The 24,032-nt window shown below is 63.1% G+C and carries 22 protein-coding genes and 1 pseudogene; 13 read left to right on the top strand and 10 right to left on the bottom strand.

The window, feature by feature from the left end:
- Positions 1-46 precede the first annotated feature (46 nt).
- The 3 genes from ACZK33_RS02065 (at position 47) to ACZK33_RS02055 (ending at position 1,647) form a co-directional block, all read left to right on the top strand.
- The gene (locus ACZK33_RS02065; RefSeq protein WP_423174650.1) at positions 47-262 is read left to right on the top strand and encodes a hypothetical protein; all 216 of its coding nucleotides are present in this window, start codon (positions 47-49) and stop codon (positions 260-262) included.
- A gap of 484 nt (positions 263-746) precedes the next feature.
- A complete protein-coding gene (locus ACZK33_RS02060; protein ID WP_423174651.1) occupies positions 747-1,115 on the top strand; it encodes a hypothetical protein in 369 nt (122 codons plus the stop codon).
- Positions 1,116-1,212: 97 nt separating this feature from the next.
- Positions 1,213-1,647, top strand: coding sequence for a hypothetical protein (locus tag ACZK33_RS02055; protein WP_423174652.1), 435 nt, complete (start codon positions 1,213-1,215; stop codon positions 1,645-1,647).
- Between the two features lie 85 nt (positions 1,648-1,732).
- On the opposite strand, the gene ACZK33_RS02050 is transcribed toward ACZK33_RS02055, so the two are convergent.
- Positions 1,733-2,875 carry a 5-methylcytosine restriction system specificity protein McrC gene (locus ACZK33_RS02050; RefSeq protein ID WP_478455059.1) on the bottom strand — a complete coding sequence of 381 codons (1,143 nt, stop codon included), beginning with the start codon at positions 2,873-2,875 and terminating at the stop codon, positions 1,733-1,735.
- 82 nt (positions 2,876-2,957) lie between these two features.
- Complete coding sequence (locus ACZK33_RS02045; protein WP_423174654.1) at positions 2,958-4,982, bottom strand: MrcB family domain-containing protein; 2,025 nt, start codon at positions 4,980-4,982, stop codon at positions 2,958-2,960.
- Between the two features lie 219 nt (positions 4,983-5,201).
- Between ACZK33_RS02045 and ACZK33_RS02040 the strand changes: the two are divergent.
- Positions 5,202-5,405: pseudogene (locus ACZK33_RS02040) on the top strand (IS3 family transposase); the annotation flags it as partial.
- Between the two features lie 54 nt (positions 5,406-5,459).
- Here ACZK33_RS02040 and ACZK33_RS02035 read toward each other — a convergent pair.
- The 4 genes from ACZK33_RS02035 to aceE form a co-directional block, all read right to left on the bottom strand.
- Positions 5,460-5,630: an integrase core domain-containing protein gene (locus ACZK33_RS02035; RefSeq protein WP_478454049.1), complete on the bottom strand. Its 171-nt coding sequence runs from the start codon at positions 5,628-5,630 to the stop codon at positions 5,460-5,462.
- Between the two features lie 309 nt (positions 5,631-5,939).
- The gene (locus ACZK33_RS02030; RefSeq protein ID WP_423174656.1) at positions 5,940-6,899 is read right to left on the bottom strand and encodes a hypothetical protein; all 960 of its coding nucleotides are present in this window, start codon (positions 6,897-6,899) and stop codon (positions 5,940-5,942) included.
- 145 nt (positions 6,900-7,044) lie between these two features.
- Positions 7,045-8,466 carry an HD domain-containing protein gene (locus ACZK33_RS02025; RefSeq protein ID WP_423174657.1) on the bottom strand — a complete coding sequence of 474 codons (1,422 nt, stop codon included), beginning with the start codon at positions 8,464-8,466 and terminating at the stop codon, positions 7,045-7,047.
- Positions 8,467-8,574: 108 nt separating this feature from the next.
- Complete coding sequence (aceE, locus tag ACZK33_RS02020; RefSeq protein WP_423174658.1) at positions 8,575-11,262, bottom strand: pyruvate dehydrogenase (acetyl-transferring), homodimeric type; 2,688 nt, start codon at positions 11,260-11,262, stop codon at positions 8,575-8,577.
- A 568-nt stretch (positions 11,263-11,830) separates the two neighbouring features.
- Here aceE and ACZK33_RS02015 point away from each other — a divergent pair.
- A complete protein-coding gene (locus ACZK33_RS02015) occupies positions 11,831-12,391 on the top strand; it encodes a PadR family transcriptional regulator (RefSeq protein WP_100467709.1) in 561 nt (186 codons plus the stop codon).
- 59 nt (positions 12,392-12,450) lie between these two features.
- Positions 12,451-13,248, top strand: a complete 798-nt coding sequence (locus ACZK33_RS02010; protein ID WP_423174659.1) for a siderophore-interacting protein — start codon at positions 12,451-12,453, stop codon at positions 13,246-13,248.
- A 94-nt stretch (positions 13,249-13,342) separates the two neighbouring features.
- Here ACZK33_RS02010 and ACZK33_RS02005 read toward each other — a convergent pair whose 3' ends face one another.
- A complete protein-coding gene (locus ACZK33_RS02005) occupies positions 13,343-14,176 on the bottom strand; it encodes a hypothetical protein (RefSeq protein WP_478454046.1) in 834 nt (277 codons plus the stop codon).
- Between the two features lie 207 nt (positions 14,177-14,383).
- On the opposite strand from ACZK33_RS02005, the gene ACZK33_RS02000 reads away from it, so the two are divergent.
- Positions 14,384-14,785 (top strand): hypothetical protein, encoded by a 402-nt coding sequence (locus tag ACZK33_RS02000; protein WP_423174661.1) that lies wholly within the window; start codon positions 14,384-14,386, stop codon positions 14,783-14,785.
- Between the two features lie 220 nt (positions 14,786-15,005).
- Here ACZK33_RS02000 and ACZK33_RS01995 read toward each other — a convergent pair whose 3' ends face one another.
- Positions 15,006-15,713, bottom strand: a complete 708-nt coding sequence (locus ACZK33_RS01995; protein ID WP_423174662.1) for a YceI family protein — start codon at positions 15,711-15,713, stop codon at positions 15,006-15,008.
- 86 nt (positions 15,714-15,799) lie between these two features.
- Positions 15,800-16,390 (bottom strand): malonic semialdehyde reductase, encoded by a 591-nt coding sequence (locus tag ACZK33_RS01990; protein ID WP_004139510.1) that lies wholly within the window; start codon positions 16,388-16,390, stop codon positions 15,800-15,802.
- Between the two features lie 120 nt (positions 16,391-16,510).
- Here ACZK33_RS01990 and ACZK33_RS01985 point away from each other — a divergent pair, with 120 nt between their 5' ends.
- The 6 genes from ACZK33_RS01985 (at position 16,511) to ACZK33_RS01960 (ending at position 20,465) form a co-directional block, all read left to right on the top strand.
- Positions 16,511-17,476: a mitochondrial fission ELM1 family protein gene (locus ACZK33_RS01985; RefSeq protein ID WP_423174663.1), complete on the top strand. Its 966-nt coding sequence runs from the start codon at positions 16,511-16,513 to the stop codon at positions 17,474-17,476.
- Positions 17,477-17,630: 154 nt separating this feature from the next.
- Complete coding sequence (locus tag ACZK33_RS01980) at positions 17,631-17,858, top strand: hypothetical protein (protein ID WP_110710861.1); 228 nt, start codon at positions 17,631-17,633, stop codon at positions 17,856-17,858.
- Positions 17,859-17,906: 48 nt separating this feature from the next.
- Entirely contained in the window at positions 17,907-18,758 is an 852-nt protein-coding gene (locus tag ACZK33_RS01975; RefSeq protein ID WP_423174664.1) for a DUF2145 domain-containing protein, read from the top strand.
- A 19-nt stretch (positions 18,759-18,777) separates the two neighbouring features.
- Entirely contained in the window at positions 18,778-19,281 is a 504-nt protein-coding gene (locus tag ACZK33_RS01970) for a hypothetical protein (protein ID WP_004139502.1), read from the top strand.
- A 32-nt stretch (positions 19,282-19,313) separates the two neighbouring features.
- On the top strand, positions 19,314-19,829 hold the full coding sequence (locus ACZK33_RS01965; RefSeq protein WP_004139500.1) for a hypothetical protein: 516 nt from the start codon (positions 19,314-19,316) through the stop codon (positions 19,827-19,829).
- Between the two features lie 75 nt (positions 19,830-19,904).
- Complete coding sequence (locus ACZK33_RS01960; protein ID WP_004139497.1) at positions 19,905-20,465, top strand: queuosine precursor transporter; 561 nt, start codon at positions 19,905-19,907, stop codon at positions 20,463-20,465.
- A gap of 470 nt (positions 20,466-20,935) precedes the next feature.
- Here ACZK33_RS01960 and glnE read toward each other — a convergent pair whose 3' ends face one another.
- Complete coding sequence (glnE, locus tag ACZK33_RS01955; RefSeq protein WP_423174665.1) at positions 20,936-23,731, bottom strand: bifunctional [glutamate--ammonia ligase]-adenylyl-L-tyrosine phosphorylase/[glutamate--ammonia-ligase] adenylyltransferase; 2,796 nt, start codon at positions 23,729-23,731, stop codon at positions 20,936-20,938.
- Between the last annotated feature and the right edge of the window lie 301 nt (positions 23,732-24,032).

Below are 24,032 nucleotides of genomic sequence, written 5' to 3'. Positions count from 1 at the left end.
TGAGACGCACTCCAGGCATCCTCCCTTCCCTCTCTGGAGGATAACCATGACCAAGATCGACCCCACATGGCTGGAGGCCTTCGACAAGGAACTCCTCCACCTGTTCGCCATCGGCCACAGCGATGCCGGCATGGATGAGTACCTGCTGGGCTGCTACGCAGACCTTCCTCCACGCGAAGCAGCCCTGGCCTTCGGCAGCGACTACGACCTGGAGCGCGACGATGCGCTGTGGCCACGACCGGGCGTGGCGCTGCAAAGTTAAGTTGCGTCGCAATCAGCACGCTTCGGATCTCAGACCTGCGGGCGGACTGTCGCTTTTGAGACCCTGACCCTCTGCAAACCGTGCTTTTCAATGCGCATTCGGGCGGCAACTTAACACCGGCCGAAACCACTGCACCGCAAGGGTTCTGCCACGCGCGCGCCATGCAACAATGCCGTAAGCGTCAGCATTTGCGGCCCCTGGGGCCTACGGTTTCTTGGCATCTCGCAATCATGCGAGTACACCTTGGCATGCCACCGGAAAAGGGTGGCGCGGGACTCGAAAACCCGTCTCTGTACCAGATGTATGCGCTTGCCGGCCGGCGTCACCTTTTGTGTGGCGCCGGCTGGCAATCCGTTCGCGTTCCATGGCGGGCGGTGCGTGGGGATCTTCGGATCCGCCGGTCTGGTACATACCGGTTTTCGAGCCCGCACCGTCCGCCACCTTTATCGGTGGCGCTGCTATCTGTCCTGTACGGAGCATTGCCATGAACACATCGGACTTCCGTTCCCTGCACGCGCAGTACGATCCGGACAACGCCGAAGCCGAGCGCGAACCGTCCGTCGATCCCAACGCCTTTGTCGCTACGCTACGCCGCATCGGCACCGGTGCTGCTGCGGACGGCCAGCCTTGGCCGGAGCGGCATCAACTGCCTGGGCGGTGTCTTCAGCTGGCGGATGCGGATTGCGCGCTGGCGGGGCTACGTGTAGTGGCGGAGCTGATGCTGGCTGCGGAGCGGACTCGGCAGAACGGCGCGCCCGAGGAGTACCTGGGGGATCGGGTGATGGAGGGGTTGAAGATGGCGTGTGTGGCGTTGACTGCGCAGGCTATTGAGCGGTTGCAGGTGCGGGAGTAGCGCCCAAGGCTTGATCTTCAAGTACTAACTTGCGGGCTGCCGTCGCGGCCCATTCTCTGTTCGCTCTCGATCTACAGGACTTCCAATGAAGTCTCTGATGTACGCTGTTGTCTACATGGCAGTGATTTTGGGTACTGCGCTGACCCACCTCTATCTGCCCAAAGGTGAGCTGGAGCTGAGGACCTACCCCAAGGTCTCTGCCACTGAGTTCGCAGTGATGCGCGAGGACGCTTTGCGTCTAGCCGCAGGAAATGCGGACTTGGATTGGGGACTTTCTGGGAACAGCTACTTCGAGCTCAATTGTCGTAGCGAGCCCACTCTACTGGTGGATAATTCCTCGTCGCAGTTGCTCATCATTGGTCTCACAAGCCGGGCCCACAAGACACTTTGCGCTCAGCCCCTTCTCCTCCGCTGGAGCAGCCGCCTCGTGCCAGACCAGTGCGTCGGTGCAAGCGGAGAAAAGCTCTGCTCGGCGAGCGCCAACCGCTACCTCGGCCGGAATCAACCAATCAGGTCTGGTCCTGGTTTCTGATGAGGACTACGACTTGAATCGGATGGGCCCATTCCGGTCCCTGTGGCACCAGAAATAGAAACTTGGCGCGGTTCAACTCATAGGCTTACATGCCGATCCAAGTTCGGATCTCTTCAGCGAGCGCGCTTTCGCTCAGCAAAGGATCTGTCCCATCTGACGCCACCCACGCAAACTTCCTCACCCGAATCTTGCCGATTGCGGCCGGCGAGGGTACCAAGCCATCCTCCCTGTGCCTGAAGCCCACGATGAATCCTCTCTCTGCTTCAAAGCCAGATGCGAATGCTACGATCTGATTGAAGCTCGCACGGTCCCAGTCACCCCCGAAGTATTTGTACTTGACGTCTCCCACGATGCGACCTCCATCCACGACGAGGTCGGGATTGAGCGTGATTCCACCCTCCGTTAGGCGGAGCCCTCGCTTCCTCACATCAATCGGCGAAAGCGCATTTGCGAGGATATTGCGTAAACCGCTCTCCACTATGCCCGGCGTTGGGACCAAAAAGCAGGTCCCCACGACATTGCCCGCTTCCATGGAGGCTCCTCGCGACGCCAGAACTAGCTTGGCAAGCGGCAGTACCCTTGAATAGCGCGCATGTAAACGTGTGGTTTGGAATCGCCAATCGGATTCACGCAGCACACCCACAGGTCCCATCGTCAAAACGAGACGGCGCGCGCGCCGCCTCTGGTTCGCGTCGATAGTCGAGTCCGAAGCAAGAGCAGCACAGCTCGCCTTCATTAGCCGATTGATCGCTGCATCTTCGTCCAGCTCTGAATAGCTACAATGAACCGCGACTCGACCAGAGAGGTTCGCCAGAACCGTGGGGACTGGCTGTACGGAGCCTCTCACCTCAGATAGCTCCTCCTCGTACTCGCTGTAGTCCCTATGCAGCCCAAGCCGCACCACTCGCTCAGCTTCCGCGAGCAGCCATCCACAGACCAGTTCACGCAAATCTTGCGAGCTGCCGACGCGAGCTGGCGAATCATCCACTCTCGGAGCCACCTCAGACTTCCCCATGAGGTGGCAGAAGTGGCTCAGCGGGATCTTGGGCACAACCTGGAGCTGTAAGTCACCCAGGCGAACCACACCCACTACGTTCCTAAATTTCAATAGGTGCGTGCCATTCGGCCGATACCCGACGCTAACCACTGACGCTTGTTCATCCGGGTTACCGCTACCGCCGGTATTCGCTTTAGACTTTGAGCCCCACCAGTTTAGGCGCCCAGCCATCCGACGACCGATTTCCTCTAACGCCTGAACTTGATGATCTGATAAGCGAACGGGCTTTTCTCGATTCTCTTCGAGAACCACTTCAGTCAGCATAATCAGGCCACAGCTGGTTAACGCTTAGGGCGCCCATGCCGTCCGGCTGATCGTAGTAGTACTCCTCAATGAGGGGCAATAACTTTCGCATCCAAACTTCCCGTAGAACTTTTGGGGACATGTCTTTGCGCATGAAGAAGGAATGGCCGATGGTGTGGTGTCGATCCAAGTCCCTAGTGAGATGTTCATTGAGCCTGGACAGCCCTTCAATTACGACTTCTGACGGAAGAGCTATTGAGTTGAAGTAGCGCTCCAACACATCGGCATCGGGGGCAAGCTCGAAAATTTCGAAGCGGCGCCGCATCGCCGCGTCTATGGAACGAATGCTGCGATCGGCAGTGTTCATCGTGGCGATGAACACCAGGTTGGAAGGCAGCTTGAACTCTTTGGAGAGCTGCAGACTGATTGCCTGGTCCCGATACTCAAGAAGATACAAAAGCTCCCCCATAACCCTTGGGAGATTTGCCCGATTTGCCTCATCCATGATGATGACGTAGGGGTGGTCCGGATCGTTGAGATGTCCTGCCTTGCGCATATCACGCACTACCTGCAGCACTACGCCGGCCGTCACGTCAAACGAAACGCCTGAAGGACCTGCCACTGGACGCAAACCCTCGATGAAGGCCTCATACGTGTAGCTAGGATGGAACTGGACCAGTCGCACCGCCCCCTTACGACCGCTGGTTAGGTAGGTTGCTAGCTTCTGGGCCACCCAGGTTTTACTGGTGCCGGGTGGACCGGCCAGAATCAGCTGCGGCTGGCTCCCGCGCAGACAATCGATCATGCTGCCAAGCGCTTCTTCGGCGAGGAGTGTCTCAGCCACCAACCAAGACATGTCTAGATCGACCTCGAGCTCGGTTGAACTGCTTGACCCGTCCACGCCAGCAGCTTCCTGGCTTTCATCGACTCTGAGCCATGAATCTTTGAGGCGCTCGTACACGTAACCAAATGCGTTTTGGTTCACCACGCTGTTAGAGGTGGAGAACCCATCGACCAATTCCAACTCTTCTACTGGGAATGGCTCAATGAACTCGATGGCCTCGAGCTTGAACCATGTTTTATACGCGCCATTGGCGCTATCGTTGAAGCGGTTTCCTTCATCGTAGGTCCCTGGTAGGGAGGGCCATGGATTGGCCATCCCGTCCGCAGACGGCGCGCAGCGGAGCGCCCCGACGCGGGCCTTCGCGACGATCTGCCGCCTGCCACCATTTATGTAGAGCGTGAAGCCGCTTGAAAGCTCGTCACGGACACCTTCTCGGAGCCTGAATGTCCAGCCGCTAGCCCATCCTCCATTGCTGCCTACGCCTTCTCGCACAGAGCCGTAGTCCCGAGAAATTGTCTGCCAGGTCCCCACGAGGGCAATGCGGCGATCAAGTCGTGGCGCCATCCGATCTTTGTGAGCATCGACGACTGTGCCGTAAGCCTGCAGAGCAGCGTCAAGATCCGCGATCAGCGATTCATCCGAGGGGAGTTCGTCCACACCGTAGTACTTGGACACGATCGTGGACGCTTCATACATGCGCGCCTTGCTGCCTTTGGAGCGGAGATCTATGCCTGCGGAGAAGTCGAAGCCCGCTTCGGCGAGACTGGGAATGAGGGCCCTTACCCCTTCTGCACGGTCATTGAGCTTTCGGACGGCCTCCTTCCGATGAAATGACTCTAGCTCAGTGACTCCTTGGGCGAGAGTAAGGTAGACCCCGTCCCCTGCCTCGCTGAAGAGATAGACCACGTAGACCCCACGCTGCGTGGTGGTGGTTTCTCGTCGATCAAGGATTGACAGCCAGGGGATCGTTGCCCAGTTGCCCTTGCCGTAGCTCGCGACCACTTTTAGATGCTCGTTGCCGGCAACAGTCGGAAGGCTCTCGATTGCCTCTTTTAGCTCCCGAAAGACTTCGGCGACTTCATTCTCTCCGCCAAAGCTGACTTCAGACCGGGCCTGCTTGTACGTGCGGAGGATCGTGCCAAGCTTGGCCCTTAGGCCTTGGGATTCTTGGCCTGGCAACTGATCTTTCATATGAGGCTCCGAGCGGCTGTTTGATGGCCATTTGGAGAATGGGCCAATTGCGACAACAGTATCGGAACGCCATAGTGTTCATCAATGGCCTCTTGGGTCCTGGTGCCCCACCGAGATTGGGTAGCGAAACGGTTTTGAGTCCAATCCTCAATGACAAGGAGATTGGACGCGAAGTAGGGCTTTCCCGAGAATCAGATCACCGGCTTTCTGCGCGAAGCCATGGCTGGCAAGCCGCTCAAGGACCTCTGCTACCAACATCGCTTCAGCGAGGCCTCGTACTATCTGCGGCGCAGCAAATTGGATGGCATGAGCGTGCCCTACGCCACGCGGATTAAGGACTTGGAGGCGTAGAACACTCGTTTTAATAAGCTATTGGAAGAGCAGGTCTTCGAAAAAGACGTCATCAAGGATACTCTGCGAAAAGGCGGTGACCGCAGACGCGCAGGCTTGTAATGACCCACCGGCTTTCTGCTCAGGTCATGCGGTGAACGCAGCGACAAAGGCGGCATCTTGGGCATTCACTTTCAGCGCCTGATGAAGGCGCTGTTGGTTGTAGAGGGTGATCCAATCAGCAATCACCCGTGTAGTGTGCAACTGGCTCTCGAAACGATGCCGGTGCACGCATTGCCTCTCCAGCGTCCGGATCACTCGCTCCACCATGCCGTTCTACTGCTGGCAATGTGGCGTGATGAACTCCCATCTCAGGCCATAGCTGCGCACCAGTCGCGTGTGATCCCGAGTGGTAAACACCAGGCCACCGCCAGATCACAGTAGGAAGGACGCGGGTAGCCGCACCACTGCGCCGTCGCGGGTGATGAGGACCAGCTCCAATGCGGCAGAGGCGGTGCCGACCGTGCCCGTTCGCGAAAAAAGCCAAGAAAGCAGTTGTCGCGTGCCACAGTCGATCGCCAACGCCGGGCTCAGCAGCCACCCTTGCCGCCTCTGATTCATCGAAAATTATAATCCACTTCGCACAAACCTAATGCAGGGCCTGCTTATTTTAGATCCGTCCACCGTACCGACCACATGAGAATCCTCTTCCTCCTCCGTAAATGCACCCCAAACTTGCTCGATAGCCTCGCAAAGAATTTCCATATACTTAATCTTTGGAACCCCAAGTACCCAAGGAAACGCGGAAGCTCCCACCCGCCCTCGCCGGGGATATCCGCGCTCGCTATCATCTTCCCAATCAATGTAATAATTATCGGGAGCGAGCAGAACAGAATCATATAGTTTGAAATCGTGATCGAACCGCCATGACGCCATGTCATCATCATCGTCATGCTCGATCTCCCCAAAATGAACGACCAGCTCATTCATTTTTTTGATATTCGACTTAACCCGCTCCAAACTTATATTTTCCCCACGCATGATCCAAACCTTCATGTCGACATGTGGAAGCAATGGATGCAGGGCAATACTTTCTTGGCAGTCGAGATCTGCAGAATCGGACAGGATCAGCATTGCCCAACGCCGCCAATCCTCGACATTACTGTAGGGTATCGCTTGACTACGCTTGGCATCGGAATTGTTTCCGCTTACAAATACCAAGCCCTTTAGGCCGTCATGCGTTGCAGCAGCAACCCCTCTGACCACACCGACCGCGCCACTGTCAAGAAGACCGGCAGGTCTCACGCGGCCAACTAATTTGCCATCACGATCCGATACGGGCCAAAGCTTCATCGGCCTTTCATCGGCTCGAGATAACAACTCGGCATCCCCTACCTCCTTCCAGTCATCTCCATTAATAACTCTTTGCCTCTGACCACCCACCACCAAATCAACATCGTAAGGGCATGCGGGAACAAATCCTTTTATCAAACGCGCCATCTTTGGCGGAACACTATCCTTATCCTGGCTCCATACATATGGATTTATTATATTTTGAAAAATGCCTTGCCTCAATACAACGGACACTTCAGTCCCACATGAGGCAAGCTTATTTTCCTTGCCTGGAATCTGTAGTGATGGACGGGACCTTAGGCCTTCCGAGAAGCAGAGCATCCATTGTTCACTAGCGTCGGATTCAACCCTTTCGAATCGCCTGGTTGTTACGCGAACCTCATGCCCAAGCATAAACACCGAATAGAATCCGATTCCAAATTTTCCGCCCGAGTTGGAAACCTGAGCTAACTAGCCCCGGCAGCTCAGTCATCACGTCGCTACTTGACCACAAAGACTTCCCAAAATCCATTAGAACCTGAGTAAGAACATGCTTACTCATTCCAATGCCATTATCTCTAATGGAAATCTTCACGTCAGAGTCGAACCTTTCCTCGACTATCACCTCAATTAATCTGGCACCTCTTGCCACAATGCATTCGTATGCGTGGCACGCGTCAATGGAGTTCTGGAGAAGTTCTCGGAGTGCAATGGCGGGATCATCTCCGTAGAGAGCTGCACCTCCCAACCTTTCAATTAATGATGGGACATCTCCAATCTTGGGGCGAACATCGATTGGAACCCACCCATCGACCGGAAGGCTTTGCGAGAACCTCGCTGTTGACTGGACACCACTAACACCCGTCAAGGGCAGCGCTAGCCTAGAATAATCAGCCAAGACTCTTTGACTTTCCCTAATTTCCGCATCGATCATCGTCGCAGTGTCATATGCAAGCCACCATGCAGCTTGCTCAGTCGCATTAAACGGAGAGCCCGCAACAACAAGCTCATTCGCACTATTTTTTACAATGCGCCCAATCTTTCCCTGAAATTTCCAATGATTCTTTGATATTCCGGACGGATTCTTGAGTGCAAAGAGAAACCATGGCGCACGCTGCGCATCGATATGGGCAGCATCAATAATCCTTAGAATCATCGCCAACTTCAGAAGATCAACCTCCCATTTGGTCGATTTTAGAAATCCTGCTGGAGTCAATGAAAGAGGCTTGAGTCTTTCGGGCACAATTCCAGCATCCCAATGGTGGCTAGCTGCGACCAAACCAATTGCGCCACCAAAGTATGCCCTCAGCTCTGCATCTTCCAAAAGGTACGCTTGATTGCCAGAGGAGTCCTGCCACGAGACCCACGGGAGCTTCTCGGCCTGCTTGGCATGGAGGTCACGCAATACATTGAATATCGCGTACTTTTCTTCTTCGGTCCCGCACGCCGGCTCAACTCCCATGAGCCGAAGCGAGACAAAATCGCTCCATTCAGGGCCAGCTTTTATCTCAGATAGCCGGCCTGGATAAGCTGCGACAGCATGTGCGGAATCATGAAGGAGTATCGCTCCGCCCAGCACAAAGGCTTCTGCCGCATTTATTGGGTAGTCCTGCCCAAGAACCTCATCCGCGACGTGCCATAAGCCATCAAGGTGTGTTACATCATGAACAGTAAGTCCGGGAAGTTCGCTACTAATACTGGAAACAAGATCATCAACCCTGGAGCGGAACTTTAGCAGCGCCTGGCGAAGTCGCTCGCGATCTGGCGAGGATTTTCCATCGACCTCACCTAATGCCCTGCCCCAAAGCTGACTATTTTCCATTTTTCACTCTCCATTTAGTTGAAATTGATATTGCACGTAGAGGCGAACGGGATGCAACAAAAAAGGGCGACCGATGGCCGCCCTTTTCACGTCAATTAATTGACTACATCAAACCCCAACAGGATTAGCCTTCTCCGGATCAATCTTGTACTGCTTGATCGCCCGGGCCACATCCTTCGCGGTCATCTTCCCTTCCTTCGCCAGCGCCGCAATCGCGGCATGGGCGATGTAGTACCGGTCAACCTCAAAGAACCGGCGCAGGTTAGCCCGCGTATCCGAACGGCCAAACCCATCCGTACCCAGCACGGTGTAGCTCATCGGCACGAACGCACGGATCTGGTCCGCATACGCACGCACGTAGTCGGTGGCGGCAATCGCCGGGCCCTGGCGGCCTTCCAGCAGCTCGGTCACGTAGGCCTTGCGCTGCTCACCTTCCGGATGCAGACGGTTGGCACGTTCCACGTCGAAACCATCGCGACGCAGTTCGTTGAAGCTCGGGCAGCTCCAGATGTCGGCGGTCACGCCGAAGTCCTTGTCCAGCAGCTCGGCCGCGGCAATGGCTTCGCGCAGGATGGTGCCCGAACCCAGCAGCTGCACGCGCAGCTCGCCCTTCTTCGGCTTGCCGGCGTCGGTCAGCAGGTACATGCCCTTGATGATGCCCTCGGCGGCACCTTCCGGCATTTCCGGGTGGGTGTAGTTCTCGTTCATCAGGGTGACGTAGTAGTACTCGTCCACCTGGTCTTCCATCATGCGCTTGGTGCCGTGCTGCAGCACCACGGTCACTTCGAAGCCGAAGGTCGGGTCGTAGCTGCGCACGTTCGGGATGCCACCGGCCACCAGATGGCTGAAGCCATCTTCGTGCTGCAGGCCTTCACCGTTCAGCGTGGTGCGGCCGGCGGTGCCACCCAGCAGGAAGCCGCGGGTACGCATGTCCGCTGCCTGCCAGGCCAGGTCGCCCACGCGCTGGAAGCCGAACATCGAGTAGTAGATGTAGAACGGCAGCATCGGCACGTTGCTGACCGAGTAGCTGGTGCCGGCGGCCATCCACGAGGCGATGGCGCCCGGCTCGCTGATGCCCTGCTGCAGCACCTGGCCGCTCTGGTCTTCGCGGTAGAACATCAGCTGGTCGGCATCGACCGGCTTGTACTTCTGGCCGAACGGCGCGTAGATGCCGATCTGGCGGAACAGGCCTTCCATACCGAAGGTACGGGCTTCGTCGGCCACGATCGGCACGATGTGCGGGCCCAGTTCCTTGTCACGCAGGGTGATGTTCAGGCTCTGCACGAACGCCATGGTGGTGGAGTAGCTGCGCTCGCCGCTGCTCTTCAGCAGGCGGTCGTAGGCTTCCAGCTTCGGCGCCACGAAGGTCTTGTCGGCCTTGCGGCGGCGCTGCGGCAGGTAACCGCCCAGCGCGGCACGGCGTTCCTGCAGGTACTGCACTTCCGGCGAATCCGGGCCCGGGTGGTAGAACGGCACCTGGCCGTCGGCCAGCTGCGCGTCGGTCACCGGAATGTTGAAGCGGTCGCGGAAGTGGCGCACCGCTTCGTCGTCCAGCTTCTTGGTCTGGTGGGTCGGGTTCAGTGCCTCACCGGCGCTGCCCATGCCGTAACCCTTCACGGTCTTGGCCAGGATGACGGTCGGCATGCCCTTGGTGTTCACGGCCTGGTGGTAGGCGGCGTACACCTTGTGCGGGTCGTGGCCACCACGGTTCAGGCGCCAGATGTCGTCGTCGGAAAGGCCGGCGACCATCGCAGCGGTTTCCGGGTACTTGCCGAAGAAATGCTCGCGGGTATACGCGCCGCCGAAGGCCTTGCAGTTCTGGTATTCGCCGTCGACGGTTTCCATCATCAGCTTCTTCAGGACGCCGTCGCTGTCCTTGGCCAGCAGGGCATCCCAGTAACCGCCCCACAGCAGCTTGATCACGTTCCAACCGCCGCCGCGGAACACGCCTTCCAGTTCCTGGATGATCTTGCCGTTGCCGCGCACCGGGCCGTCCAGGCGCTGCAGGTTGCAGTTCACCACGAAGATCAGGTTGTCCAGGCCTTCACGGCCGGCCAGGGCGATGGCACCCAGGGTTTCCGGCTCGTCGCTCTCGCCGTCGCCGATGAAGCACCACACCTTGCGGTCGGACTTCTCGATCAGGCCACGGTTTTCCAGGTAGCGCATGAACTGCGCCTGGTAGATGGCGGCCAGCGGGCCCAGGCCCATCGACACGGTCGGGGTCTGCCAGTATTCCGGCATCAGCCACGGGTGCGGGTACGAGGACAGGCCACCGCCGTCCACTTCCATGCGGAACTTGTCCAGCTGCTCTTCGCTGATGCGGCCTTCCAGGAAGGAACGCGCGTAGATGCCCGGGGCGCTGTGGCCCTGGATGAACAGCAGGTCGCCCGGGTGGTTTTCGCTCGGGGCGCGCCAGAAGTGGTTGAAGCCCACGTCGTACAGGGTGGCGCCGGAGGCGAACGAAGCGATGTGGCCGCCCAGGTCACCCGGCTTGCGGTTGGCGCGCACCACGGTGGCCATCGCGTTCCAGCGGATGATCGAACGGATGCGCCATTCCAGCTCGGCATTGCCCGGGCTCTTGGCCTCGAGCTGCGGCTCGATGGTATTGACGTACTCGGTGGTGGGAGAGAACGGCAGGTAGGCGCCCGAACGACGGGTAAGCTCCACCATGCCTTCCAGCAGCTGATGCGCGCGCTCGGAGCCCTCGACATCAATAACGGCCTTCAACGACTCGATCCACTCCTGGGTTTCCACAGGATTCGGGTCGTTGTTCAGCACCTCGTTCAACCAGTTCATTAGCGCTCCCATAACCGCACGCACGCGCGCGACTGTTGTATAGATTTCTAGACCGCAAAGTGTAGCGCACCAAGGGCTTTCGTCACTTGGCTACGCAGGCGTATGGATGCAACCGGCCAGTGTCCGCAAGGGGCTTGCCGGGCCCGCTGAAGGCCCTGCGGCGGGCCTTGTTGGCTGCGCGGGCTGTCGCTTGCGGGCCGCTGCGCCCATGTGCAGGACGCAGTGTTACCGCTGCCGATGACGGTTGTAGGGCAGCGCCATGCCCACCTGTATCGGCTCCGCGTGCTGGCGCTGAACGGGCGACAACGTGTCGCACCTGCCTCTGGATCGCCCCCCGCCCTGCCCTCAGGGTAGGCCTCGAGTGTTGGCCTCGCCCGCTTCGGTCCGCCGTCTGGCCCTGCCTCACTCCCTTCCACAGTGTTGCCCGGGGCGCCTCGCAAGGGGCGCCCCTTTTGCTGTGGGCGGGGCCGGCCGTGGCCCAAAACTGACCTGCTTGTGGCCGGATCGATGATTGTCGGCTTCGATATATCGATATATCGTTTGCACACTCGTTTACCGATATATCGAAATGAGCCGTACCGCTTCTCCCAGAGCCCGTTCCACCAATCCGGAAGTGCCGCGCCGCAACGGCCAGCCGCGGGTGCTCAGCCGCGGCGACCTGCGCCTGCTGGTGCTGGCCCTGATCGGCGAGCAGCCGCGCCATGGCTACGAGCTGATGCAGCTGATCAGCAACCAGTTCATGCAGGCCTACACGCCCAGCGCCGGCACCATGTATCCGCTGCTGGCCAGCTTCGAGCAGGCCGGCTGGATCGAGGCCGAGGAAGTGGACGGCAAGCGGATCTTCCGCATCACCACCGCCGGCGAGTTCGAGCTGAAGGTGCAGCGCACCCAGGTGCGCCTGGCGCAGCGACGCGCCTTCGACCGTGCCCGCGAGATCACCAAGGCCTCGCTGCCGCCGCCGCTGGCCGGTGCCCTGCGCGAGTTCAAGCGGGCGCTGGTGCATCACCACGGCCGCTGGGCCGAGGGCGAGGCGGAAGAAGTAGCGGCGCTGCTGACGCGGGCATCCGCGCTGCTCAACGGTACGGCCGGTAGCGAGAGCCAATCCTTTTCAATGACCCAGCCAGACTGACTCCAGCCAGGTCGCCCCTACGCCGCGCGCCCCCGCGCGACACCTTTACAGGTAACCCCATGACCGAACACAACAACACGCGCCTGCGCCTGGATGTGCGCTTCCGTGAACTGACCGTGCTGCGCACCGAAGAGGTCACCCCGCACATGCGCCGCATCGTGCTGGGCGGCGCCGAGCTGGCCGGTTTCGATTCGCCCGGCGCCGACGACCACATCAAGCTGTTCTTCCCCAATGCCAGCGGCGAGATGGTGCTGCCGGTGGTCACTGCCGAAGGCCGCAGCTATCCGGCCGGCAAGGAGCCCTCACCGGCCCGCGACTACACGCCGCGCTGGTGGGACCACGAAACCGGCGAGCTGGCCATCGACTTCGTGCTGCACGACCAGGGCATTGCCGGGCCGTGGGCCGAGCAGGCCCAGGCTGGCGATACGCTGGTGATCGGCGGCCCGCGCGGCTCGTTCGTGGTGGCCGACAGCTTTGATGCCTATGTGCTGATTGGCGATGAAACCGCGCTGCCGGCCATCGCCCGCTGGCTGGACGTGCTGCCGGAGGATGCCGAGGTGCAGGCCTTCATCGAAGTGAGCGATGAAGCCGAACGCCAGGACCTGCCGCAGTACGAGAACGTGCGTATCCACTGGCTGGAGCGCAATGGCTTTCCGGCGGCCAGCAGCACGCTGCTGGAAGACATGCTGACCGACTTCGAAGCGCCGGAAGGCGATGTCTTCTACTGGATCGCCACCGAATCGCGCCGCGCCCGGATGATGCGCAAGTTCATCGAAGGCCACCTGGGCGTGCCGCGCGACTGGATCCGTTCCACCGGCTACTGGAAGGCCCACCCGGACGAAACCGACGGCGATTGATCGGGCAGCCGGTGGGTGCGGACCCTGCTTGGTGGGTGCGGACCGTTGGTCCGCACGCCCTGCAACAGGTAGTGCCGGCCGCTGGCCGGCAACCTCATGAACCCTCGGCAGGAACCTGCAATTGCCGGCCAGCGGCCGGCACTACCGCGCCGGATACCACCTGCCGCGTCCACCCGAACCGCTGCGCGGCCCAGATCTCCAGCGCCACCAGCAGCGCGATGATCAGCAACGGCAACAGCAGCCCGAAGTACACGCCGGGCATCATGCCGTTGATCTGCGCCTTCACCAGTCGCAGCACGCCACGGGTGTGCAGCAGCTCATCCACATGCATGGTCAGCGCCTCGCGCACCACCTTGGGCTCCAGGCCGAGCGTGCCGGCCTTGTCCACCAGCGTGTCTTCCACCATGCCGCGCAGCAGGCCTTCGCGCACTTTGCCGATCACCCAACCGGTGCCGCGCGCCGACGGGCCGTTGCCAAGACGATCAAGACCGGGCAACGGATGTTCGCTGAGGTAGGCCGAGGCGATGGTGTCGGCCACATCGCCCACCGTGCCCTGGCTGCGCAATGCCTCGCGCATGCGCGGGTCGTCCAGCGAATCGGTGAAGCCTTCGCTCCAGCCTTCCACCAGGGTCTGCAGGTGCGGCTGGAAATGATCCAGCTGCTTGAACAGCGCGCGGTGCGCACCGGCAGTGAAGCCCAGCTGCAGGCCGAAGAAGGCGGTGGCCAGCGGCAGCAGCACCACGTAGCTGGCCAGCAGCCAGTGATGCCAGCGCTTGCGCCGCTGCAGCCAACCGCGGCGGTGCACCCAGCGCCAGGCGAAGATGCCCAGCACCAGGCCAAGCAGCGTACCGAGCACGCTGCCGCCCAGCAGATCGAGCACGCTCAGGCCCGTCCAGAATTCGTTCAACCAGTACTGCGCGTCCTGCATGGATCTTCCTTCCGTGGGTGGTACAGCGGGCCATTGTAGATCCGAGCCCATGCTCGGCTGCTCCGCCCTCGGTGGGTGCGGACCGCCATCGACTGGTGGGTGCGGACCGTTGGTCCGCACATTCCCATGCAATTGCCGGCCAGCGGCCGGCACGACCCGGCAAGCAATGCGACAATCGCGCACCTTTCCTGCAGCAACGAGGGCCACATGGCCAAACTGACCCTGGCCAGCGTGGATGCGCTGCGTACCCGCTTTGCCGATGACGCCGCCTGCGACGCGGCACTGGCCGCCTTCGCCGACACCGCTGCCCTGCGCGTACCGCTGCGTGAGCTGGTGGAAGCACAACACCGCTACCTGCAGGCCGAATTCGAAGTGACGCAGGTGGCCGATGTGCTGCGCCGCGACCAGAAGTACGCGCCGGTGGGCCGGCCTTCGATCAACATCGTGCAGCTGCGCAAGCAGCAGGCCGCGACCAAGCAGGCCGCGCTGATCGCACGTCAGGTGGTGGCGCAGGCCGCGCAGACCTTCGTGCGCGTGAGCGGGCTGGCGGTGAGGGCCAAGCAGAGCCCGAGCGAAGCGTGCGTGGCATGGTTGGGCGCGCTGCGCTGAGGGATCGTGCGGACCAACGGTCCGCACCCACCAGATGCAGGTCCGCACCTACCAGATGCAGGTTGGCACCTACCGGGTAGTGCCGGCCGCTGGCCGGCAACCCCATCAGCATCGGGCACCTAGCATGCAGCCGGCCAGCGGCCGGCTCTACCAGAACCCAAAAAGAAGGCCCGCTTTTCAGCGGGCCTTCTGCCTTCTCACGACGAGTGAGTGGGGTGCATCAAGCCGCCGGCTTTTCGCCGGTGGCTTCGGTGGTGATGCGGATCTTCACTTCATCGCTGACGTTCGGGGCATACGCGCCGACGCCGAAATCGCTGCGCTTCAGGGTGGTGGTGGCATCGAAGCCGGCGGCCGGAACCTTGGCCATCGGGTGCTCGCCGCCGCCGTTGACGGTCACGTCCAGGGTGACCGGCTTGGTGATGCCCTTGATGGTCAGGTCGCCGGTGACGGTCAGCTTGTTGGTGCCGGCCGCTTCCACCTTGGTGCTCTTGAAGGTGGCATCGGCGAACTTGGCGGCGTCGAAGAAGTCGGCGCTCTTCAGGTGCTCGTCGAACTTGGCGGTGAAGCTGTTCAGGCCGCTCAGCGGCAGCTTCACTTCCACGGTGGACTTGGTCACGTCTTCGGCGTTGTACACCAGGGTGCCTTCAACGTTGCCGAAGTGCGCGCTCGGGTTGGAGAAGCCGAAGTGGCTCCACTGCGCCAGCACGTCGGTGTGGCTCGGGTCCAGCTTGTAGGTGCCCGAGGCGATCTTGATCGCTTCGGCGGCCGGCGCAGCGGCAGCGGCATCGGCAGCCGGGGTGGCAGCCTGCTCGGTGGTGGCCGGGGCGGCAGCGTCAGCAGCCGGGGCAGCGGTGTCGACCGGCTTGGAGCAGGCGGCGATGGCCAGGGTCAGGGCCAGCGGCAGCAGCAGTTTACGGGTGGCGCTCATCTGAGGAACTCTCCGGATCGTAGGGTGGGTACACGGTGCAGCAAGAGCCTGCCACGGGACGGCAGGCCCGAAACCGATACAGCGACTTACGCGATGCGCGCCGCTTCGTCGAACGACAGGCGCGGCAGACGCGGGAACAGGCCCGCCGAGTCACCGTAACCCAGGTTGACCAGGAAATTCGACTTGATGGAGGTGCCGGCGAAGAAGGCTTCATCCACCTTGGCTGCATCGAAGCCGGACATCGGGCCGGCATCCAGGCCCAGCGCGCGTGCGGCCAGGATCAGGTAGGCGCCCTGCAGGCTGCCGTTGCGGATGGCGGCTTCGTGGCGGCCTTCCTGCGGGCCGTCGAACCAGGCCTTGGCATCGGTGTGCGGGAACAGGTACGGCAGCTTCTCGTGGAAGTCCAGGTCGAAGCCGATGATGACGGTGACCGGGGCGGCCATGGTCTTGTCGTGGTTGCCTTCGGACAGGGCCGGGGCCAGCTTGGCCTTGGCTTCCTTCGAGGTGACGAAGACGAAGCGGGCCGGCGTGGTGTTGGCGGCGGTCGGGCCCCACTTCACCAGGTCATACAGTTCCTGCAGCAGGCTGGCCGGGACCGGCTTGTCGAGGAAAGCGTTCTGGGTGCGGGCAGTACGGAACAGCTGGTCGAGGGCAGCAGCGTCGAGCGCGTGGGACATCGGTGGATCTCCAGGGCGGCTAAGGGAAGTCAGTGCCCGCGGGCGGCGCGGGGCGAAACGACGAGCCGCAGTGTAGAGTGTCGCGACTGTTGCAACACCCAGCAGGGCTGAAACGAATTAATGCCACAGGTGAAACGATCGAGTGCGCCCTGGACGGTCACGGACGGCCGTGCGGGCAATGTCCGCCAGGCGGTCGCGCTGGCCTCTGCGCTGCGCCAGGGCACCCATCGGCCGCTGGTCCTGCAGCCCCGCGCACCCTGGCGCTGGCTGTCGCCGCGGAGGCTGCCCGGTGATGTGAACGGCTACGGCGAGGCATTCGCGACGCTGGCCGCAGACTCACCGCCGCTGGCGATCGGCTGTGGCCGCCAGGCCGCCGGCGCACTGCGCGTGCTGCGCGCACGTGGCAGCCAGGTGGTGCAGATCCTCGACCCGCGCATCAATGCCCGCCACTGGGACATGGTGGTGGTGCCCGAACACGATGCCCTGCGTGGCAGCAACGTGCTGACCCTGCTCGGCAGCCTCAACCCGGTGGACGATGACTGGCTGGCCTGGGGTCGCGCCGCGTTCGCTGGCTTCAGTACCCTGCCCGGCCCGCGCACCGCGCTGCTGGTCGGTGGGCCGACGCCGCTGGCGCCCTGGGACGAGACCGCAATGGTGGGCGTGTTCCAGGCGCTGGCCAAGCAGATCCGCAGCGAGGGCGGCAGCCTGCTGGCCACGACTTCGCGGCGCACGCCACCGGCCTTGGCCGAGATCCTGCGCGCGACGTTCGCCGACCTGCCGCACGTGATCTGGGGCGACGGCGGCGACGGCACGAATCCTTATGGCGGCCTGCTCGGCTGGGCCAACCGCGTGGTGGTCTCGCCCGATTCGGTGAACCTGCTGTCTGAAGCCTGCGCCACGCGCATGCCGGTGATGGTGGCGCTGGCCGATACCGTGCAGGGCCGGCTGGCACGCTTCCAGCAGCAGCTGCGCGAGCGCGGGCGATTGCAGGAACGCTGGCTGGACTGGCAGTACGACCGCATCGAGCCACTGCGCGAGACCGCGCGGGTGGCGGCAGAGGTGAAGCAGCGCCTGGCATTGGGGTAGTGCCGGCCGCTGGCCGGCAATGCTCTACGCGCTGCCGAAGATCCTGACATTGCCGGCCAGCGGCCGGCACTACCGGGGTATCCAGCGATTTCTGAACATTTCGATCCAGCTGCGCGGTTAGAGTCCAGCTTCCCCCATCACTCTGAACGTCTTCATGCGTACCCTGCTCCTGCTGCCCCTGGCCCTGCTCGCGGCCTGCTCCACCACGCCCACCGAGCTGGATCCGATTTCGTATCAATGCCAGCAGCAGCTGGACGCGTACCGCGAACAACCGGCGCTGCGCGATCCGAAGGGCCAGCGCCCACCGCTGCCGGTGGCCCCGATCAGCGATGCCTGCGACAAGGAGCTCAAGCGCAAGGGCGTGGATCGTCCCCTGCGCTGAGCAGCGTATGATCGGCGCGCGGGCCTGCCCGCCGTTGAAGGTATCGACATGGATCGTTTCTCCCGCCTGCCGCGCGCCGCGCTGCTGATCGCCAGCCTGCTGGCGACCGCACCGGCCTGGGCCAACAGCACCGAATGCCGCGAGCGCTACCCGAGCGTGGCCGCGCAGGCGGCGATGCTGGACGTGGCCTGGACCACCGCTGAGCGCCTGGACGCGCTGCCCGATGTGGACGTGGTGGTGGCCGCGCGCGGTGGCCAGGATCTGAGCCGCTACGGCCTGCGCCACAGCCACCTGGCCTTCCTGGTGCGTGAGGACAATGGCCGCTGGCGCGCGATGCACCTGCTCAACCGCTGCAAGACCGACAGCTCGCAGCTGTACCACGAAGGGCTGGGCAACTTCGTCGGTGAGAGCGGCGGCCATACCGACCTGCGCATCGGCGTGCCCTCGGCGCAACTGCGTGCCGCGTTGAAAGCGATGCTGGTGTCGCCGTCGATCCAGCCGAAGGCACTGCACGAAACCAAATACAACGTGGTTGCCTACCCGTTCGCCACCGACTACCAGAACTCCAACCAGTGGGTGCTGGAAGTGCTGGCCGCGGCGATGGCGCAGACCGAAGGCGCGCCGGCCATCGTCAAGCGCGAACAGGCGCAGCAGTGGCTGCGCCAGCAGAAGTACCAGCCCAGCGTGCTGCATATCGGCCTCGGCAAGCGCGTGGGTGCGCGCCTGTTCGTGGCCAACGCCACCACCACTGACCATCCGGCCGGCGAACGCATCTCCGGCAACTATTCGGTGGTGACGGTGGAATCGGTGTTCGATTTCCTGCACCAGCGCAGCCAGCTGCAGCAGGAACTGGTGATCCCTCACGTGCCGGTTGCTGGTGCTGCCGCCGCCACGCCCTGAATCCAGCAAGGAGAACGACATGCGTACCCTGCCCGCCGTCCTGATGCCGATGCTGATCGTCGCAAGCCTGGCCTGGTCCACGGCCGCTCATGCAGAGCGCCGCATCGTGATCATCCATGACCCGGGTCCGCAGGGACCGAGCCTGGAGATGTCCACACAGATGGTGACGTCGGCCCGCGCGGCGGCGGCGAAGGAAGCCCAGGATGCCGCCGATGCTGGCCAGCCGCTGGCCCGCCCGCAGCAGATCAAGCTGCCGCAGATGCAGGTGAGTGCGATCGCCACCACCGTGGATGGCCGCCGCGAAGTGCTGCTGCGCGATGCCAACGACCCGCAGAACACCGCATCGATGCAGTACCCGCGCGGCATCGGCGATCCCGCCGTGCAGTTCACCGTGGGCCAGACCGTGAACTTCGAACCGACCGGCGCCGACCAGGGATGGCAGTTGAAGGACAACCAGGGCCGCCCGCTGGAATACCTGCCCGAGGCCACCGGCCCGCGCGACATTTTCGATACCCGGCGCTGAGCCGCCGTTCCCACGCTGACCAGGAGGTCTCCATGTTCCGTTGCCTGCGCGTTCCCGCCACTGCCCTGCTGCTTTCGGCGCTGGTGGTGCCCACCGTCCATGCCGGCGCCGCGCCGCAGTTGAACAGCGGCCAGACCAGCGTGCTGGTCACGTCGCTGATCGTGCTGTCGATTCCGTTGGCCACGTCGATGGGACTGGCCGAACTGTCCAAGGCCCCGTTCAAGGCCAGCGAGCGCAACGGCAAGGTCGCCGCACGCACGCCGGCGGTGCCGCTGCCACCGATGGAAGTGAAGCAGGTCGCCACCACGCCAGCCGGTGATCGCCAGGTGCACCTGCAGGTGCCCGGCAAGGCCGACCAGACCGCAACGCTGCAATGGCCGGCGGCTGCAGGCGATGACCCGATTGCCGGTTTCGTCGTCGGCCAGCAGGTGCGCTTCGACCCGACCGACGCGGGTGCCGGCTGGACCGTGAAGAGCGCGCAGGGCCAGGCGCTGGCCTATGTGCCGACCGCCTATGCCGCCGGCGATGTGATGAGCGAAACGCTGTAAAGCTGAACGGCCGGTTTTGGCATTGCCGCGGGCCGGGCGGATAATGGGCGATCCCCTTTGTCCCCCTGGCTCGCCATGTCCGTGCGTCCTGCCCCTGTGTTTGCCCCGTTGACCGCCCGCGCCCTGGTGCTGGCGGTGCTGGCCATGGGCGCGGTGGTGCTGCTGTCCAACGTACTGGTGCAGTACCCGATCAACGACTGGCTGACCTGGGGTGCTTTCAGTTACCCGGTCGCGTTCCTGGTCAGCAACCTGATCAACCGCCGCTTCGGCCCGGGCCCTGCCCGCCGCGTGGCGTGGATCGGTTTCGCGGTGGCGGTGCTGCTGTCGATCTGGGTGGCCACCCCGCGCATCGCCATTGCCTCGTGCTCGGCCTTCATCGTGGCGCAGCTGCTGGACATCACCGTGTTCGACCGCCTGCGCCGTGGCAGCTGGTGGCGCGCACCGATGGTGGCCACCACCTGCAGCGCGACGGTGGATACCACCATTTTCTGGTCGATCGCGTTTGCCGGTTCGACCCTGCCGTGGGTGAGCTGGGCTGCCGGCGACCTGGCGGTGAAGCTGGCGATTGGCGTCTGCCTGCTGGCCCCGTTCCGCGCGCTGTTGTGGAAGATGGCGCCGCTGCGCACCACCAGCTGACCGTCGTTGCTCTGGTAGGTGCCAACCTTGGTTGGCACACACCTTGAACCCGGTGGGTGCCGACCGTTGGTCGGCACGCCCAGCAGAACTCATCGCTGCCGACAGATTGTGCCGACCAACGGTCGGCACCTACCAACGGCGACCATCGCCGAGCCATTGATCTGGTAGCTGCCAACAGCAGGTCATCGCCGGCCATTGATCCGGTGGGTGCCGACCGTTGGTCGGCACGCCCTGCAGAACCCATCGCTGCCGACAGATGGTGCCGACCAACGGTCGGCACCTACCAACGGCGACCATCGCCGAGCCATTGATCTGGTAGCTGCCAACAGCGGGTCATCGCCGGCCAATGATCCGGTGGGTGCCGACCGTTGGTCGGCACGCCCAGCAGAACTCATCGCTGCCGACAGATTGTGCCGACCAACGGTCGGCACCCACCCAAAGCAGGCCATTGCGCTGGCGGGTGCCCCCACTCAGGCGAACGGCAGCTCCGCGGCGATGCACGCTGCCGTAATCGCGGCACATGCCTCCTCAATCGCGGGCGTGGTCGGTGCCAGTCGCGGGCGCCGGTCCAGGGTGCAGGCCAGGCCCACGTCCAGCAGCGTGGCATGTGCTCCATGCAATGCCTGCGCCGTGTCTTCCGGCAGGAAACCAGCAACGGCCAACGCATCGATCAACGATGGCGTATCGCGCGGCTGCAGCAACGCCACGTGCTGCGCACTGCGCGCGAGCACACCGGTCTGCAGCAGGAACTCCAGATCCACCACGCCACCGGCGCCCTGCTTCAGGTCCAGTCGCGCGGCATCGCTGCGGTCAAGTTCGGTGCGCATGCGGCCGCGCATCTTCAGCACGTCCGCGTACAGCACACCCGTGTCGCGCTCACGCCCAAGCGTCTGCGCACGCACCTGCTCGAAGTCGGCCAGCAGGCTGGCATCGCCGGCCACACCACGCGCGCGCACCAGCGCCTGGTGTTCCCAGGTCCACGCGCGTTCGCGCTGGTATTCGGTGTAACTGGCCAACGAAGACACCAGCGAACCCTTGCCACCATCCGGGCGCAGGCGCACATCGATGTCGTACAGGCGGCCGGCAGCGGTGACCGCACCAAGCAGCGCCATCACCTTCTGCGCCAGGCGCGCATACCAGCGCCCCGGCTCCAGCGGACGCGCGCCATTGCTGGCATCCACGCCGGCCGGGTTGTCGTGCAGGAACACCAGGTCCAGGTCGGAACCGAAGCCCAGTTCAAGCCCACCAAGGCTGCCGTAGCCGATGATCGCGAAGCGCCCGCCGGGAATCTCGCCGTGTGCGGCATGCATGTCCGCTTCGGCCATCGCCAACACGGTGACCACCACGGCCTGCGCCAGCTCGGCCAGTTGCCGCGTGCTGTCCACCGCACCCTGGCGGCCATCCAGCGTGGCCATCGCCATGCGGAAGCTGAGTGCCAGCCGGGTTTCATTGAGCCAGCGCAGTGCGGATTCGGGATCCTCCACTGCCAGTACCTGTTGGCACTCCGCCAGCATGCCGGCGGCATCGGGCATCGGCCCGGACACGCGCACGTCCAGCAGTTCGTCCAGCAGCAGCGGATACGCCGCCAACCGTTCGGCCAGCAGCGCGCTGCGCGCCAGCACGTCCACCAACCGCGCCAGTGCGCTGGGCTGTTCGTCCAGCAAGGCGAGATAGCTGGTCCGGCGCAGCACCGCCTGCAACAGGCCGAGCACGCGCTTGAGCGCTGCATCCGGCTGCGGCGAACGCGTGGCCGCATGCAGCAGCGCGGGCAGTACGCGATCCAGCCGCGCACGCGCGGCATCGGACAACGACTTCACGCCGGTGCCCTGGGCGAAGTCGCGCAGCGACTGGTCAGCGCCGTTGGCATCGAGGAAACCGGCTTCGGCCAGCAGCGGTGCGTTGCTGCCTTCGGGCAGGCTGCGCCAGTAGTTGGCCAGCGCATCGGGCGCGGCCTGGCCCTTGCGCGGTGCCAGCAACGCGGCGAATTCGGTACTGACCCGCTGCTGCTGTTCGGCCAGCGCCGCGCGCAGCACCTCCCAGTCTGGATAGCCGAGCCCGACGGCGATGCGTTCGCGGTCGAGCGCATCACTGGGCAACACATGGGTCTGCGCGTCACGCAGCATCTGCAGGCGGTTCTCCAGGCGCCGCAGGAACAGGTACGCCTCGCGCAGCGCGCTGCCATCCTCGGGCGCGATCTGCCCGGCGGCCACCAGTGCGTCCAGCGCCACCAGCAGCCGACGCTCGCGCAATGCCGGTTCGCGACCACCGCGGATCAGCTGCAGCGCCTGGCACAGGAATTCGATCTCGCGGATGCCACCGGCACCGCGCTTGATGTCGTCGTGCAGTTCGCGGCGTGCGACTTCAGCGGTGATGGCCGCCTTCATTTCGCGCAGGCCGTCTAGCGCGGTGAAATCCAGGTAGCGGCGGTACACGAACGGGCGCAGGGTCTGCAGCCACGCCTCACCGGCCTCGATATCGCCGGCCACCGCGCGCGCCTTCAGCCAGGCATAGCGCTCCCAATCGCGGCCCTCGCGCTGGAAGTACTGGTCCATCGCCGCGAACGACAGCGCGACCCGACCGGCGCTGCCGAACGGGCGCAGGCGCAGGTCGACGCGGTGGCTGAAACCATCAACGGTGGTTTCATCCAGCAGCTTGGCCAGGCGCTGGCCGAGACGGGCGAAATATTCTTCCGCCGCCAACGGACGCGGTCCATCGGATTCACCTCCCTGCGGATAGGCGTAGACCAGGTCCACATCGGAACTGAAGTTGAGCTCGCCACCGCCCAGCTTGCCAAGGCCGAACACCACCAGCTGCTGCGGGATGCCGTGTTCATCGGCGATGACGCCGTGACGCTGGGCGAATTCCTGCTGCAGGGCGTCCAGCGCCAGCCGCAGGCAGTCTTCGGCCAAAGCGGTGGCACCGGCCAGAGTCTGCGCCACGTCGTCCAGACCGGTCAGGTCACGCCAGATCAGCCGTGTGGACATCGCGGTACGCCAGCGCCGGATCTGCGCCGGCCAGTCGCTGGGCTGCAGCGGATCGAGCACCGGCGCTGGGATCGGCGGGCAGCCGGGCGCGGCCAGCTGTGCCAGCAAGGCCGGTTGACGCACCAGGGTGTCCAGCGCGAAGTCGCTGCTCACCGCCAGCCGAGTTAGCAACGGCAGCAGGTTGGCCGGAATGGGCTCGGGCAGGACCTGGGCCAGGCGCGCCAAGGCGCGGTCGACAAGAGGCTGCAGGGTGGCGGGCAGGTCAGCGGGGGCGAGGGTCATGGGCTGATTGTATCGACCCGGCCGGGACGCAACGGACCCGGTAGTGCCGGCCGCTGGCCGGCAGATCCGATGATCCTGCCGAAGGTTACTGGGGTTGCCGGCCAGCGGCCGGCACTACCGATAATGGAGGCCGCGCATTCATACTGGGCGACAGGCAATAAAAAAGCCCGCTTGCAGCGAACTGCCAGCGGGCTCTGCTCCCTCCCCCACGTCGGGATGCAGGGCCATCGTGCGGGCTGCGAAAGCACTTTGCACGCTGCACTGCAAAACAAAACCGGTGGGTATGGGTGACCCCTGCGGG

The organism is Stenotrophomonas sp. 86156_Sma, from assembly GCF_056481625.1.
The sequence above is the reverse complement of the archived record's forward strand: the minus strand, read 5'-3'. Positions and strand labels throughout refer to the sequence as shown.